Here is a 14,206-nt window from a genome sequence, read left to right as displayed (position 1 = left end):
AATCAATGCAGACACTGGCTTCACTTCTGGCGGCAATTGCTCCGCTCAACCACGACAAAATGGCAGATGCACAGCAGCATATCGACGGTCTTTTGAAACCTCAGGGAAGTCTCGGTCGCCTGGAGTCTCTTGCCGTGCAGCTTGCGGGAATGTCGGGGATGAAAGATGGCCTGGACACGCAGCGCAAGGCGATTCTGGTGATGTGTGCGGATCACGGCGTGTATGCCGAAGGCGTTGCGGTTGCACCGCAGATGGTCACCGCGATTCAGACCATGAATATGACTCGTCATACTACGGGCGTATGCGTGCTGGGCGCGCTGGCGGGCGCAGAGGTTACCGTGGTCGATGTCGGGGTGGACAGCGAGCCGCTGCCGGGCGTGCTGAACATGAAAGTCGCTCGTGGCTGCGGCAACATCGCGCAGGGGCCAGCCATGTCACGCCAGCAGGCGGAAGAGTTGCTGCTGGCAACGGCGAAACTGACGCTGGCGAAAGCGGCGGAAGGCGTACGCTTGTTCGGCGTTGGCGAGCTGGGTATGGCAAACACCACGCCAGCGGCAGCCATGGTGAGCGTCTTTACCGACAGCGATCCGCTGCAAACCGTAGGCATGGGCGCAAATCTGCCGGGTGACAAAATGGCCAATAAAGTCGCCGTGGTTCGCCGGGCGCTGGAGATTAACCAACCTGATGCTCATGACGGTATCGACGTGCTGGCGAAGGTCGGCGGATTCGATCTGGCAGGGATGACCGGCGTGATGCTGGGCGCGGCAGCAGCAGGGCTGCCGGTGGTGCTTGATGGTTATCTTTCTTATGCCTCGGCGCTGGCCGCCTGTGCTATCGCACCGGGCGTTCGCGACTATCTCATCCCTTCGCACCAGTCGGCAGAGAAGGGCGCGCAGATTGCGTTAAAGGCACTTGGGCTTGAGCCATATTTGCAGATGGGTATGCGCCTCGGCGAAGGCAGCGGCGCGGCGCTGGCGATGCATATCGTTGATGCGGCATGCGCGATGTCTAACCAAATGGGGACGCTGGCGGACAGCAATATCGTGTTGCCTGAAAGCAAGTAAGCCTGCGGTTACCTTCTTTCAGATAAGGTAACCCTCATTCCTCCTGCATTACCCGCAGCAGCGTTTCCAGCAGGCCTGGAAATTTCGCATCCAGATCTTCTCTTCTCAGGGAAATCAAATTTTCCCGGCCCTGCGGCCGCTGCCAGATCACGCCGCTGTCGCGCAGCACGCGCCAGTGATGCGTCATGGTCGACTTCGCTATGTCCTTGCGCAGGTTTCCGCACGCCAGCTCCCCCTGTTCCGCCAGGGTGCGAACGATATCCAGCCGCAGAGGGTTGCCCAGCGCAAAAAGGACATTTTCCAGGCGGATTTGTTCACGTTCGGGGTGATTGGCGATCATACTCTACCTGTCTCGTTGGCGGTTAGCGGCCGACAATATACCCAAACCGCGCGGCCAGCGCCACGTGGCACCATTGAGATAAACGATAGCTGCAATAGTTCGAATGTACTCGTACAGTTGTACTATGATGATGGCGAACAATAAAACGCGGCACTTCCGCCGCCAACGGTCAACAGACTAAGGACGCATCATGCCCCGACCCATCCCCCTCGAACGCTATCGCAACATTGGTATTTCCGCCCACATCGATGCCGGTAAAACGACCACTACCGAACGCATCCTGTTTTATACCGGCATGAGCCATAAACTGGGTGAAGTTCACGATGGCGCAGCAACGACAGACTGGATGGCGCAGGAGCAGGAGCGCGGGATAACCATTACCTCCGCGGCGGTTAGCTGTTTCTGGCCCGGCATGGACAAAAGCTTTGAACCGCACCGTATCAACATTATTGATACCCCAGGGCACGTCGATTTCACCATTGAGGTGGAACGCTCGATGCGCGTGCTGGATGGCACTGTAATGGTTTATGACGCGGTAGGTGGCGTCCAGCCACAGTCGGAAACGGTGTGGCGACAGGCCAATAAATACCACGTGCCGCGGCTGGCCTTCGTGAACAAAATGGATCGCCAGGGCGCTGATTTCTTCCGCGTCGTGCAGATGATGATCGACCGCCTGAAGGCTAACCCGGTGCCGATTGTGATTCCGATAGGCAGTGAAGATCATTTCACCGGCGTGATTGACCTGATCAAAATGCGCGAAATCGTATGGGATGATGCTACTCAGGGCGTGGCTTTTAGCTATGAGCCTGTGCCTGATGAGCTGCTCGCCACCGCGCAGAAATGGCGCGAGAAGATGGTGTCCGCAGCAGCGGAAGCCACTGAGGCCCTGATGGACAAGTATCTTGAAACGGGCGATCTGAGCGAAGAAGAGATCGTCGCTGGCCTGCGTGCCCGCACCGTCGCTGGGGAAATCCAGCCGATGCTGTGCGGCAGCGCGTTCAAGAACAAAGGCGTGCAGCGCATGCTCGACGCGGTGGTGGAGCTGATGCCTTCGCCACTGGATATTCCGTCCATCAAGGGCGTGGATGAAAAAGGGCAGGAGGTCGAACGCCATGCGGATGACAACGAGCCGTTTTCAGCGCTGGCGTTCAAGCTGATGACCGATCCCTACGTCGGGCAGCTGACGTTTATCCGCGTCTATTCCGGCGTGCTGAAAAAGGGCGACTCGGTTTATAACCCGGTTAAGGGCAAGAAGGAGCGCATCGGGCGCATCGTTGCGATGCATGCCAACGATCGTCATGAGGTCGAGGAGCTGCGTGCGGGTGACATTGCCGCCTGCGTCGGTCTGAAAGATGTCACAACCGGCGACACGTTGTGCGACCCGAATGCCGTGGTTGCCCTGGAACGCATGGAGTTCCCGGAGCCGGTGATCTCGCTGGCTATTGAGCCGAAAACCAAAGCGGACCAGGAACGCATGGGTATTGCGCTCCAGCGTCTGGCTGCGGAAGATCCTTCGTTCCGGCTGCATACGGACGAGGAATCCGGGCAGACCATCATTTCCGGCATGGGCGAGCTGCACCTCGAGATTATCGTTGACCGCATGAAGCGCGAGTTTGGCGTGGAGGCGAACATTGGGCGTCCGCAGGTCACCTATCGCGAAACCATTCGCAAAGCGGTGAAAGAGGTTGAGGGTAAGTTTGTCCGGCAGTCTGGCGGTAAAGGCCAGTATGGTCATGTGGTGCTGACACTCGAGCCGCAGGAAGCCGGTAAGGGCTTTGCTTTCGAAGATGCTACTAAAGGCGGCGTGGTGCCGCGCGAGTTCATTCCCTCCGTGGAAAAAGGCATTCGCGAAGCGCTGAACAGCGGCGTGCTTGCGGGCTATCCGGTGGTGGACGTCAAGGCAACGCTAACCTTTGGTTCGTACCATGACGTGGACTCCTCGGAAATGGCCTTCAAAATGGCAGCCATTCTGGGCTTCAAAGAGGGGGCGAAGCGGGCTGACCCGGTGATCCTCGAGCCGATAATGCACGTTGAGGTGGAAACCCCGGAAGACTACGCCGGTAGCGTGATGGGCGATCTCTCCTCACGGCGCGGCATGGTGCAGGGCATGGATGAACGGCTGGGCAGCCATATCATTCGCGCCGATGTGCCGCTGTCGGAAATGTTTGGCTATTCTACCACGCTGCGTTCCATGTCCCAGGGACGCGCGACTTACAATATGGAATTCCACCACTACGCGGAAGCCCCGCGCAACGTGGCGGACGACATTATTGCCAGCCGTAAAAAGTAACCCATCGGTAATGGGAAACCTTACTTACCTTTCAGGAAGGCCATGTGCTGGTATCAGCACTGGCCTCATTGAAAATTACGCATTAATACTGCTTATTTATATAATCCTATGGTGAAGCTGAATGTGAGCACCAATCCATTTTTAATTAATTTAACAGGAGGTGATCGAGCGGTAATATTGCAGGGCGGTGCGTATAAAACAAATGCAGAGAATTAAAATAAAGTGAGAGTGCATTCATTAAAATATTTGACACGTATTAACTGTAAGTAGGTGAAAATTATTATTCAAATGGATTCCTGATGAAACAAAATGTTTCGTAAGGTTTTTATTTAAATGAAATTCCCGCGGTCCATTCATGGACTTGTCGTAAAATTTATTCATCAAGTTGGCTCTCCCATTTCTGAGAATACAGATGAATAAAATCAAAATTTTATGCGTTGCAGGCACGCGTCCTGAAGCGATAAAAATGGCGCCGGTAATTAAAGCGCTACAAAAAAACGCTATGTTTGAAGTCCGTGTTCTTGCCACGGCGCAGCATCGTCATCTGTTAGATCAGGTCTTTAATATCTTTGAGATAAAATACGATTACGACCTTGATGTCATGACGCCGAATCAAACACTGCCGGAGCTGACGGCGAAATTGATGACCGGAATAGATGCTGTCCTGGAAAACTTCAAGCCAGATATGGTTGTCGCGCAGGGGGATACCACAACCGTATTCACGGCTGCGCTGGCCGCTTTTTATCGGCAAATTCCTTTTGCCCACGTCGAGGCGGGACTGCGAAGCAACGATCTCTATTCACCTTTCCCGGAAGAGGGTAACCGGATACTGGCGGGGCATCTTTCAACCCTACATTTTGCACCGACCGCGATGGCCAAAGAAAATCTGCTGCGCGAAGGGATTAGCGATGAAAAAATCATCGTCACCGGCAATACGGTGATTGATGCGCTGCTGCAGACTGCTGCGCTTGATGTTGACCCCGGCTTCACCATCCCTGAAAACGCAAGGCTTGTACTGGTCACCTCTCACCGTCGGGAAAATTTCGGTGAACCGCTTATTAATATCTGCAACGCATTGCGCACGTTAATTAATAAATACGAAGATATTTGCGTTGTGTTCCCCGTTCACCCTAACCCGCACGTCCGGGATACGGTCTATGGCATTCTTTCAGAGAATGAGCGGATCAAATTAGTTAATCCTTTGGGTTATGAGCAATTTGTCGCCGCGATGAAGCGCTCTTATCTGATCCTTTCTGATTCCGGTGGTGTTCAGGAAGAAGCGCCTGCATTAGGCAAACCGGTGCTGGTTCTGCGTCAGGAAACCGAGCGAATGGCCGCTCTGGCCGTGGGGGCGACAAAGCTTGCGGGTACTGATGAGCAGAACATTGTCAATGAAGTCTCCCGGCTGTTAGACGATAAGAAGGCCTGGGACAGTATGGTTGTTTCCTCTTCGCCTTATGGTGACGGGCATGCCAGCGATATTATCGTCTCGGCCCTCGTTGAGTTCTTTAAGAACAGAATCAGTGATTGATCGCTATCCGTCATGACCGTCTTATTTCATTTTAATTGGTTAATGCAATGAACTGGTTTGTAGATATTTTCTCGACTTATCTTTATGCCCTGAAGTTTATTGCGCTGACGCTTGCAATAATGATGATGATCAGCGGATTAGATGACCTCTTTATCGACGTTGTTTATTGGGGGAGGCGCATCCTGCGCGCCTTTACCGTCTACCGCCATCATCCGCATATGGATTATACCGAGCTTTATAAGCCAGATGAAAAACCGCTGGCTATCATGGTGCCGGCATGGAATGAGACGGGCGTGATTGGCAATATGGCTGAACTGGCCGCCATGACGCTCGATTACGAGAACTACCATATTTTTGTCGGGACTTACCCGAACGATCCGGACACCCAGCGCGACGTCGATGAAGTCTGCGCGCGTTTTCCCAATGTCCATAAAGTGGTCTGTGCGCGTCCCGGGCCAACCAGTAAAGCGGACTGCCTGAATAATATACTCGATGCTATTACGCAGTTTGAACGCAGCGCTAACTTCACCTTTTCAGGGTTTATTCTGCACGATGCAGAAGATGTCATCTCGCCGATGGAGTTACGGTTATTTAACTACCTGGTCGACCGTAAAGATTTAATCCAGATCCCGGTGTACCCGTTCGAGCGGAAATGGACGCACCTGACGAGCATGTCCTATATCGATGAGTTCGCTGAGCTTCACGGCAAAGACGTCCCGGTTCGCGAAGCTATCGCAGGCCAGGTTCCCAGCGCCGGGGTAGGGACATGCTTTAGCCGAAGGGCCGTGATGGCGCTGCTGGCGGATGGTGACGGTGTGGCTTTCGACGTGCAAAGTTTGACCGAAGATTATGATATTGGCTTCCGTCTGAAGGCCAAAGGCATGAGTGAAGTGTTTGTGCGCTTCCCGGTCGTCACTCCTCAGGAGAACAACCACTCACGCAAATTTCTGCAGCGGGCGCGTTCTTCCTCGGTGATCTGCGTTCGTGAATACTTCCCGGATACTTTTACTACCGCCATGCGGCAGAAATCCCGCTGGATCATTGGCATTGTCTTTCAGGGTTTTAAGACCCACCGCTGGACCAGCAGCCCGACGCTGAACTACTTCCTGTGGCGCGACAGAAAAGGGGCGATCAGCAACTTTCTGAGCTTTTTCGCGATGATCGTTATGGTCCAGCTGGTGCTGCTGCTGATTTATCAGCGAGTCTGGCCAGACGCCTGGCAATTTCTGTCGATTTTCACCGGCGGGCCGTGGCTTGAGGGATTGTTGTGGATTAACTTTGCGCTGATGGCCAACCGTATTTTGCAGCGCGTGATATTTGTGACGGTCTACTACGGCCTGAAGCAGGGGCTGCTCTCCATCCTGCGCCTGTTTTGGGGAAACATGATCAACTTTATGGCTAACTGGCGGGCGCTAAGCCAGGTTATCCAGCACGGCGATCCCCGCCGCGTGGCGTGGGACAAAACGACGCATGACTTCCCGAGCGTAAGCGGAGAAAACCGTGCGTTGCGCCCGTTAGGACAGATTCTTATCGAGCATCAGGTGATTACCGTTGAGCAGCTTGAGCACGGGCTGACGAACCGGATTTCCGGCTTGCGCCTCGGCGGGTCGCTGCTGACACAGGGAATGATTACCGCGCAGCAGCTTGCCGCTGCGCTGGCAGAGCAAAGTGGCGTGGAGACGGAGTCCGTCGACGCCTGGGATATCCCTGAGTCATTAATTAGAGAAATGCCCGCGAACGTAGCCCTGCGCTACGCCGTTTTGCCTTTGAGGCTGGAAGATAATGTGCTGACCGTAGCCAGTGAAAACGGAATTGACCCGGTCTCTCTGGCGGCGCTTGAGCGCAAAATGGAACACGCTGTCAAATATGTCATTGTTCCTCGCGGCCAGGTGGTTACCGGCTTGCGCTATTGGTACGCAAGGCACCGTAATCCGGATGAACGCGGCATGGTACAAGCGGCGGTCTCCCGCGGCTGGTTGACCCGGCAGCAGGCAGAGGAAATCTGGCAGACCTTCGTTCCTCGCCAGATCCTGTTTGCTGAAGTGCTCACTTCGTTAGGCCACATCAATCACTCAGCCATGAGCGTGCTGCTGCTGCGCCATGAGCGGAGCGAACTGGCGCTGGGCGAATTTCTTGTCAGCGAAGGGGTCATCCCCCAGGAGACGCTGGAACGAATACTGACGCAGCAGCAATCGTTACAGGTCTCGATACAGTCCTTGTTAACAGAAGCAGGATTGACGGCCGGGCAGATAAAGGAACTGGAGCTGGAATTCGCATGAAAAAAGAGAACAGAGTCGGTTTCCGTCCGCGCCTCATCAGCCTGGCGATGGCTTCATTGCTCAGCAGTAGCGCTGTGGCGCAGGCTGCTATCGGCACCAGCGCAGCGGAGCTTGGGCTAAGCAATTACCGCCATTTCGTCATCTATCCTCATCTGGAAAAGGGGCTTAACGCGCAGAAGCGAGGCGATGAAAAAACGGCCATCGAGGAGTTCGAGTATATCCATCAGCAGGTGCCTGAAAGTGTGCCGCTGACGCTCTATCTGGCCGAGGCATTGCGTCACTTCGGTCACGACGATCGCGCTTCCGAACTGCTAACCCGCGAGCTAAAGCGCCAGCCGGGCAACGCACTGCTGGAAACGCAGCTGGCAGCGATCCCCGTGAAGCCTGAACAAATTACCTCAAGAGCTGACCTACTGGCGCAGGAAAAGCGCTGTGACGCCAACGTTTCTGACCGCTGCCGAAGCGAGGTCGGTGAAAATGCGCTGCGTTTAAAGGCGCTGGATATTGCGCAGGCGCAGCTAAAAGACGCTAAATTTTCAGCCTCGCCGCAGGGCCTGGCCCTGCGTAACGAAATTTTACAGCGGGCAATTTATCTCAAAGAGTGGCAGAGGGCGGATGACATATTTTCCCGCCAGTTTACTTTGAGCGCGGTGCAGAAGCAGCAGTGGTTTGATGTGCTGCTGGCCGGCCATCTCGACAAGCGCATTGACGAACTGCAGGCGCAGGGCAAGTTCGATACTCCTGACGAAGTGCTCGTTTATGCAGGCTCGCTGGAAACCCGGGGTGACATTCCGCGCCTGCAAACTTACCTGGCGCAGCACAAGCCCCAGTTCGAGAGTGCGCAGCAGGAACAGCGCTGGCTTTATCTGCTTTCCCGTTACAGCGCTGACCCTCAACGGGCGCAGGGGAGATACTCTGCGCAGTTCGCTGAAAACCGTCGTTACCTGGTCGGTGCGACGTTACCCGCGGCGTTAAAGGCAAAAGATTACGCCACGGCGACTTCGCTTCTGGCTTCGCTTCCCGCAGGCGAAATGCTGGATGAACGTTATGCCGTCAGCGTTGCCACCCACAACAATCCAGAAACATTGCGTCTTGCGCGGCAAATCTATGTTCGCCATCCCGCCAATCTTCATAACCTCGATCGATTAAGCTGGCTGCTGATGCAGGCAGGTCGTCCCCGGGAGGCTGCGGGGCTATTGCTGCGACGCTATCCGTTTGGTGGCGACTCCCGTCAGGCCCGAAGCTTGCTGACCCGGCTTTCGGGGTTATTAGATTCGCATCCCGAATGGGCAACCCCTGCGCAAAAGGCACGTCTGGCGCAGCCGCTCCCCGACGCCGATCTTCGCCAGATGCAGATAGCGCTGCCCGGCGTGGGGAACGATTGTGCAACGGTAAGGCAATTACTGGGCGATATGTCCCCCGCTTATCATGCAGAGGCATGGAGCAAGGTCGCGGAGTGCTACCGCGATGATTTACCGGGCGTGGCGCTGTACGCATTCCAGCAGAGCGAAGCGCGCCAGCCGGATGCCTACCATCACCGAGCGGTGGCCTATCAGGCTTATCAGGTCAAAGATTACGCAACCGCGCTGGCAGCCTGGAAAACGCTCGCTCCGGCAGAGATGACCGGCCAGGATCTGCTGGCGGCAGCCAATACGGCGCAGGCAGCGGGCGATGCCGCGTCACGCGACAACTGGCTGCTGGCAATGCAAAAGCGCGGTCTGGATAACACCGAATCGTACTGGTGGCTTCACGCCCAGCGCTATCTTCCCGCTCAGCCGCAGCTGGCGCTAAACGACTTCACAAAGGCGATTTCCGTTCAGCCTTCCGCAAGAGCCTATGCTTCAAGAGCGACCGTTTATCGCCAGTCGGGCCAGCCCGCCGCCGCGGTGAGCGATTTACAGCAGGCTGTGGCAATGGAGCCAGAAAACAGTGCCTGGCAGTCAGCGCTGGGTTACGCGCTTTGGGACAATGGCGATTACGCCCAATCCAGAGCGGCTCTGGAAAAAGCGCTGTCGAAAGTCCCGGACGATCCTGCGCTGGTTCGCCAGCTCACCTACGTTAACGAGCGCACTGGGGACATCCCGCAAACCCAGCTGTACGCCCGCAGGGTTATCGACGAAATCAATAATATGGCCGAGGCCGGAGCCCTCACGGATGAGCAAAACCAGCAGCGTTATGACTTCCGCTGTCTTCATGAGGATATCGGCCGCCGCTGGACGTTTAGCTTTGACTCTTCCATTGGGCTGAACTCCGGCGCCACCAGTTCTGCAAACAACGGCGTCGGCGGTGCCGCACCAGGTCAGAGCCATCGCAGCTATGGTCAGCTGGAAGCCGAGTATCGTCTCGGGCGTAATATGCTGGTGGACGGCGATATGCTGTCGGTTTACAGCCGCCTGTTCGCCGACACGGGAGAAAGTGGCGTCGCGCTCCCCGTCAAGGATCCTATGTTGGGCGCAGGTTTGCGCTGGAAACCGCTCCATGATTACAGTCTTTACCTTGCCATCGAAGAGCAGGTTCCTCTCGATCGTCACCATGGCGAGACGGATACCATGCTCCGTGCGAGCGCATCGCTGTTTAACAACGGTAAATTCAGCGATGAATGGCACCCCAACGGCAGCGGCTGGTTTGCCCAAAACTTATACCTGGACGCGGCCCAGTATGTACGACAGGACATTCAGGCCTGGACGGCGGATTATCGCGCCAGCTGGCATCAGAAAGTGGCTCATGGCCAGACGGTTGAACCTTACGCTCATATCCAGGTAAATGGATATCGGGACGGTAAAACAACCGGCAGTCAGATCGGGGGGGTAGGGGTTCGGTGGAATATCTGGACTAACGAAACGCAATACGACGCCTGGCCACATAAAATCAGCCTGGGCGTAGAGTACCAGCGCACCTTTAAGAGCATCAATCAGGATTCAGGTGAGCGAAACAACACATTCTTAACCGTGGGAGTGCACTGGTAAATGAAACTGCTGACACCTGTTTTTCTGGCATTCCTGCTTATCTGCCCGCAGGCCATCGCGATGAAAGGTATTTTCTGGCAGCCGCAGCTGCGGGATAACCAGGTAAGCGAAGCAAAGTGGCAGTCGCTGATGCATTCACTACGTCGTGAAGGGTTTGACACACTGATCCTGCAATGGACTCGATATGGCGATGCTTTTACCCATGAGTCAGAAAGCCTGGCGCTACAGCAAAAAGCGGCTGCCGCACGTAGCGCCGGTTTGCGCCTCATTGTCGGTTTGTACAGCGATCCTGATTTTTTCACGCGTCAAAAACAGCCCGCTGCCGCGCAGGCCAACTATCTGAATTATCTACGGACGCAGGATATTTCGCAGGCGCGTTCGTGGCTGCAAAAGAGCGGTATTGAACCTGACGGCTGGTATATAAGTGCAGAAATAGACGATCTGAACTGGCGGGAGGATACGTCGCGTCAGCAAATGCTGAAATGGCTGGGTGATACCCGCTTTGGCCTCGCGGCCGTGTCTGATAAACCTTTGTACATCAGCAGCTTCTTTGCCGGAAACATGACGCCGGAAAGTTTTGCCGGGCTGAATCGTCAGGTTAAAGAAAGGGGAATTAACGTCTGGGTTCAGGACGGCAGCGGCGTGGGGAAAATGAATTCGGCCCAGCGCGCGCTTTATCTGGATGCAGCGGCCGGCTGCCAGACAGCGACGCCTGCCAGCGGTATCGTCTACGAATTATTTAGCATTAACCCCGGAAAAACCTTCAGCGCCAGCCCAAAAACTGAGTCGGTCATTACCGCTCTGCTTGCTAAAAAGTCATCCTGTCACAAGGACAGCCTTTACTTCTCTCTGCGCTATTTGCCGCAGGCCCTGGGGACGCTGGACAGACGCTAATCACAACGAAGGAAAAACCACGCTTTTTCCTTCATTGTCAGCAAGCAAAAAGCCCGCTTAAGTTTCCTTAAGCGGGCTTTTCAAATTTGGCTCCTCTGACTGGACTCGAACCAGTGACATACGGATTAACAGTCCGCCGTTCTACCGACTGAACTACAGAGGAATCGGTGTGGGGCATATCTTAGCGAGTGCGTCCGGTTTGTCAAAGGCTAAATCGCCGTTGCCCGAGCGTTTGCTGGTTCTATCAACATTTTGTCGTCTTTTCAGACGAGTTTATGCAAAAAATTCTTTGCAGGATAAGCATTAGTCAATCATTATTTGAAATGTGGTTTCACTTCTCTCTCACAGGTCTCTCTTGAACTTACATGCCGTACTCCACCAGCGCGTGGCAAACACTCGCTGGTATGCCAAAAGAAAAAGTTATCGGGTTCTCTTCTGGCGTGAAATTACTCCTCTGGCCGTGCCTATTTTTCTGGAAAATACCTGTGTGCTAATGATGGGGGTGCTGAGCACTTTCCTGGTGAGCTGGCTGGGTAAAGAAGCGATGGCGGGCGTCGGGCTTGCCGATAGCTTTAACATGGTGATCATGGCCTTTTTTGCCGCGGTAGACCTGGGCACCACGGTTGTGGTGGCATTCAGCCTCGGCAAGCTCGATCCGAAACGCGCGCGCGCGGCGGCACGGCAGTCGCTTGTGTTAATGACCATTATTGCCCTCCTGCTGGCCATCGGTATTCACCTTGCCGGGGAGGCCATCATTAACGTCATTGCGGGAAATGCGACGCCGGAAGTGAAAGCCCTGGCGCTCTCTTATCTGCAAACCACGGTCTGGAGCTACCCCGCGGCAGCCATTGCCTTGATCGGCAGCGGGGCGCTGCGCGGGGCGGGCAATACCAAAATCCCTCTGCTGATCAACGGCGGCATGAACATTCTTAACATTATGATCAGCAGCGTGCTGATCTACGGCCTCTTTGGCTGGCAGGGGATGGGGTTTGTCGGGGCGGGCCTGGGGCTGACTATTTCCCGCTATATCGGTGCCATCGGCATTGTTTATGTGCTGATGATTGGCTTTAACCCGGCGCTGCGCATTTCGCTGAAAAGCTACTTCACGCCGCTAAAACTCAATATTCTCTGGGAAGTCCTCGGCATTGGTATCCCGGCCAGTATTGAATCCGTGCTGTTCAACGGCGGGAAGCTGCTGACGCAGATGTTCGTCGCCGGGATGGGCACCAACGTTATCGCCGGTAACTTCATTGCCTTCTCCATCGCTTCACTCATTAACCTGCCGGGCAACGCCCTTGGCTCCGCCTCGACGATCATTGTCGGCAGGCGGCTGGGTAAAGGCCAGATTGGCCAGGCGGAGCGGCAGCTGCGCCATGTCTTCTGGCTCTCCACTATTGGACTGACGATTATCGCCTGGGGCACCGCGCCTTTCGCCGGGTTGTTTGCCTCGTTCTACACGCATGAAGATGACGTGAAAGAGGTGGTGAAAGTGCTGATCTGGATGAACGCCGCTTTCATGCCGATTTGGGCCGCTTCCTGGGTTCTGCCAGCGGGCCTGAAGGGGGCGCGTGACGCACGCTTTGCGATGTGGGTATCAATGCTCGGCATGTGGGGCTGCCGCGTGGTGGCAGGCTATACGCTGGGGATTGTGCTGGGCATGGGCGTGGTGGGCGTCTGGCTGGGCATGTTCTTCGACTGGGCCGTCCGCGGCGCGTTCTTCTACTGGCGCATGGTAAGCGGACGCTGGCTGAAAAAATATCCTCGTATCCGCCAGCAGCAGATCGAAGAGAGAGCCGAACTGCCCCCTGCCTGAGACGTTATTGCGGCAAACCTTCGAGCAGCGCGTCACAGCGCTGCTTCACTGCTTCATGCAGCAACCGCACCGTAGCAGAGAGCTGCTTGCGGTGTGGGCAAATCAGGCTCAGCGGCACCGCATCGCCCTGATACTGTTCGAGCAGCACCTTCAGCCTGCCTGCGGCGACATCCTCGCTGACGTCCAGCCATGACTTGAACGCAATGCCTTCGCCGCTGATAGCCAGACGGCGTATCACCTCGGCATCATCGCTCATCATCGAGCCTTTCACCGCGACGTGATGCACGTTGCCATCCTGCGTGAATGTCCACTTGTCGAATACCCGTCCTTTGAGCAAATAGGTCAGCGCATTGTGGTGGGTTAAATCCGCGATGGTTTTGGGCTCGCCGAAACGTTCCAGATAGCCAGGCGAGGCGACGATAACGCGGCGATTGTTCGGGGCGAGGGGGAGGGCGACGAATGACGCGTCGTCGTTGATACCGTAGCGAAAAGCGATATCAACAGGGTCTTTAAACACGTCGGCGATTTGATCGGAAAAGAGGATCTTCAGCTGCAGGGCGGGATGACGGTGACGGAACGCCTGAAACACACGCAGCATGATATTGCGGCCCAGATCGGAGGGGACGGCAATTTGTAGCACGCCGCGTACCTCATCGTTTGCCGGCTGGATCTGCTCCATACCTGTTTCCAGCGCCTGCAATGCCTCAATAGCATAGGGCAGCCAGTTTTCGCCCTCCGGCGTCAGGCGCAGGCTGCGGGTGGAGCGCGCAAAAAGACGAACGTTGAGGATTTTCTCCAGCCGCTTAATGGCTGTGCTGACCTGCGCAGGCTGCAGTCCTGCTTCGCGAGCGGTTTCGCTAAAACTGTTTAGCGCGCTTGCCCTGACAAACAAAGTAAGATCTTCCAGCCTGAGCATTTTCACTCCCCGAGGATAAGTGTTGTTTTTATTGGTCTGTTTCTCGAAAGCCCGGCGCCGGGTAACATAACGCTATGGCTCCGGTCGCAAAAGTCTTTGCGACCTATGTTAAC

At 55.4% G+C, this 14,206-nt stretch carries 9 protein-coding genes and 1 tRNA gene; 7 read left to right on the top strand and 3 right to left on the bottom strand.

The window, feature by feature from the left end:
* The first annotated feature begins 5 nt into the window (after positions 1-5).
* Complete coding sequence (gene cobT, locus HYQ67_RS14605) at positions 6-1,064, top strand: nicotinate-nucleotide--dimethylbenzimidazole phosphoribosyltransferase (protein ID WP_202304518.1); 1,059 nt, start codon at positions 6-8, stop codon at positions 1,062-1,064.
* A 34-nt stretch (positions 1,065-1,098) separates the two neighbouring features.
* Here cobT and HYQ67_RS14600 read toward each other — a convergent pair whose 3' ends face one another.
* Positions 1,099-1,404 carry an ArsR/SmtB family transcription factor gene (locus tag HYQ67_RS14600; RefSeq protein ID WP_202304516.1) on the bottom strand — a complete coding sequence of 102 codons (306 nt, stop codon included), beginning with the start codon at positions 1,402-1,404 and terminating at the stop codon, positions 1,099-1,101.
* Between the two features lie 190 nt (positions 1,405-1,594).
* On the opposite strand from HYQ67_RS14600, the gene fusA reads away from it, so the two are divergent.
* From fusA to HYQ67_RS14575, 5 genes are all read left to right on the top strand, one after another.
* Positions 1,595-3,694: an elongation factor G gene (gene fusA / locus HYQ67_RS14595; protein ID WP_202304514.1), complete on the top strand. Its 2,100-nt coding sequence runs from the start codon at positions 1,595-1,597 to the stop codon at positions 3,692-3,694.
* Positions 3,695-4,115: 421 nt separating this feature from the next.
* A complete protein-coding gene (wecB, locus tag HYQ67_RS14590) occupies positions 4,116-5,225 on the top strand; it encodes a non-hydrolyzing UDP-N-acetylglucosamine 2-epimerase (RefSeq protein WP_348519216.1) in 1,110 nt (369 codons plus the stop codon).
* 47 nt (positions 5,226-5,272) lie between these two features.
* Positions 5,273-7,504 (top strand): cyclic di-3',5'-guanylate-activated glycosyltransferase NfrB, encoded by a 2,232-nt coding sequence (nfrB, locus tag HYQ67_RS14585; protein ID WP_202304510.1) that lies wholly within the window; start codon positions 5,273-5,275, stop codon positions 7,502-7,504.
* Positions 7,501-10,470, top strand: a complete 2,970-nt coding sequence (locus HYQ67_RS14580; RefSeq protein ID WP_202304508.1) for a phage receptor — start codon at positions 7,501-7,503, stop codon at positions 10,468-10,470. The genes nfrB and HYQ67_RS14580 overlap by 4 nt, the downstream gene beginning before the upstream one ends.
* Complete coding sequence (locus HYQ67_RS14575) at positions 10,471-11,364, top strand: DUF4434 family protein (RefSeq protein ID WP_202304506.1); 894 nt, start codon at positions 10,471-10,473, stop codon at positions 11,362-11,364. It begins immediately after the preceding gene.
* 87 nt (positions 11,365-11,451) lie between these two features.
* On the opposite strand, the gene HYQ67_RS14570 is transcribed toward HYQ67_RS14575, so the two are convergent.
* Positions 11,452-11,527, bottom strand: a tRNA-Asn gene (locus HYQ67_RS14570).
* A 192-nt stretch (positions 11,528-11,719) separates the two neighbouring features.
* Between HYQ67_RS14570 and HYQ67_RS14565 the strand changes: the two genes are divergently transcribed.
* On the top strand, positions 11,720-13,177 hold the full coding sequence (locus HYQ67_RS14565; protein ID WP_202304504.1) for an EmmdR/YeeO family multidrug/toxin efflux MATE transporter: 1,458 nt from the start codon (positions 11,720-11,722) through the stop codon (positions 13,175-13,177).
* A gap of 4 nt (positions 13,178-13,181) precedes the next feature.
* Here HYQ67_RS14565 and HYQ67_RS14560 read toward each other — a convergent pair whose 3' ends face one another.
* Positions 13,182-14,093 carry a LysR family transcriptional regulator gene (locus HYQ67_RS14560; protein WP_202304502.1) on the bottom strand — a complete coding sequence of 304 codons (912 nt, stop codon included), beginning with the start codon at positions 14,091-14,093 and terminating at the stop codon, positions 13,182-13,184.
* Positions 14,094-14,206 lie beyond the last annotated feature (113 nt).

Source organism: Dryocola clanedunensis subsp. sulfonylureivorans (genome assembly GCF_016756775.1).
GTDB classification, from domain to species: Bacteria; Pseudomonadota; Gammaproteobacteria; order Enterobacterales; family Enterobacteriaceae; genus Dryocola; species Dryocola clanedunensis.
This window is presented reverse-complemented; position numbering and strand designations above follow the sequence as displayed.

Coding starts and splice junctions, on each gene's coding strand:
- HYQ67_RS14575 (WP_202304506.1), top strand. CDS start 10,471: ATGAAACTGCTGACACCTGTTTTTCTGGCATTCCTGCTTATCTGCCCG.
- HYQ67_RS14600 (WP_202304516.1), bottom strand. CDS start 1,404: ATGATCGCCAATCACCCCGAACGTGAACAAATCCGCCTGGAAAATGTC.
- nfrB (WP_202304510.1), top strand. CDS start 5,273: ATGAACTGGTTTGTAGATATTTTCTCGACTTATCTTTATGCCCTGAAG.
- fusA (WP_202304514.1), top strand. CDS start 1,595: ATGCCCCGACCCATCCCCCTCGAACGCTATCGCAACATTGGTATTTCC.
- HYQ67_RS14580 (WP_202304508.1), top strand. CDS start 7,501: ATGAAAAAAGAGAACAGAGTCGGTTTCCGTCCGCGCCTCATCAGCCTG.
- cobT (WP_202304518.1), top strand. CDS start 6: ATGCAGACACTGGCTTCACTTCTGGCGGCAATTGCTCCGCTCAACCAC.
- HYQ67_RS14560 (WP_202304502.1), bottom strand. CDS start 14,093: ATGCTCAGGCTGGAAGATCTTACTTTGTTTGTCAGGGCAAGCGCGCTA.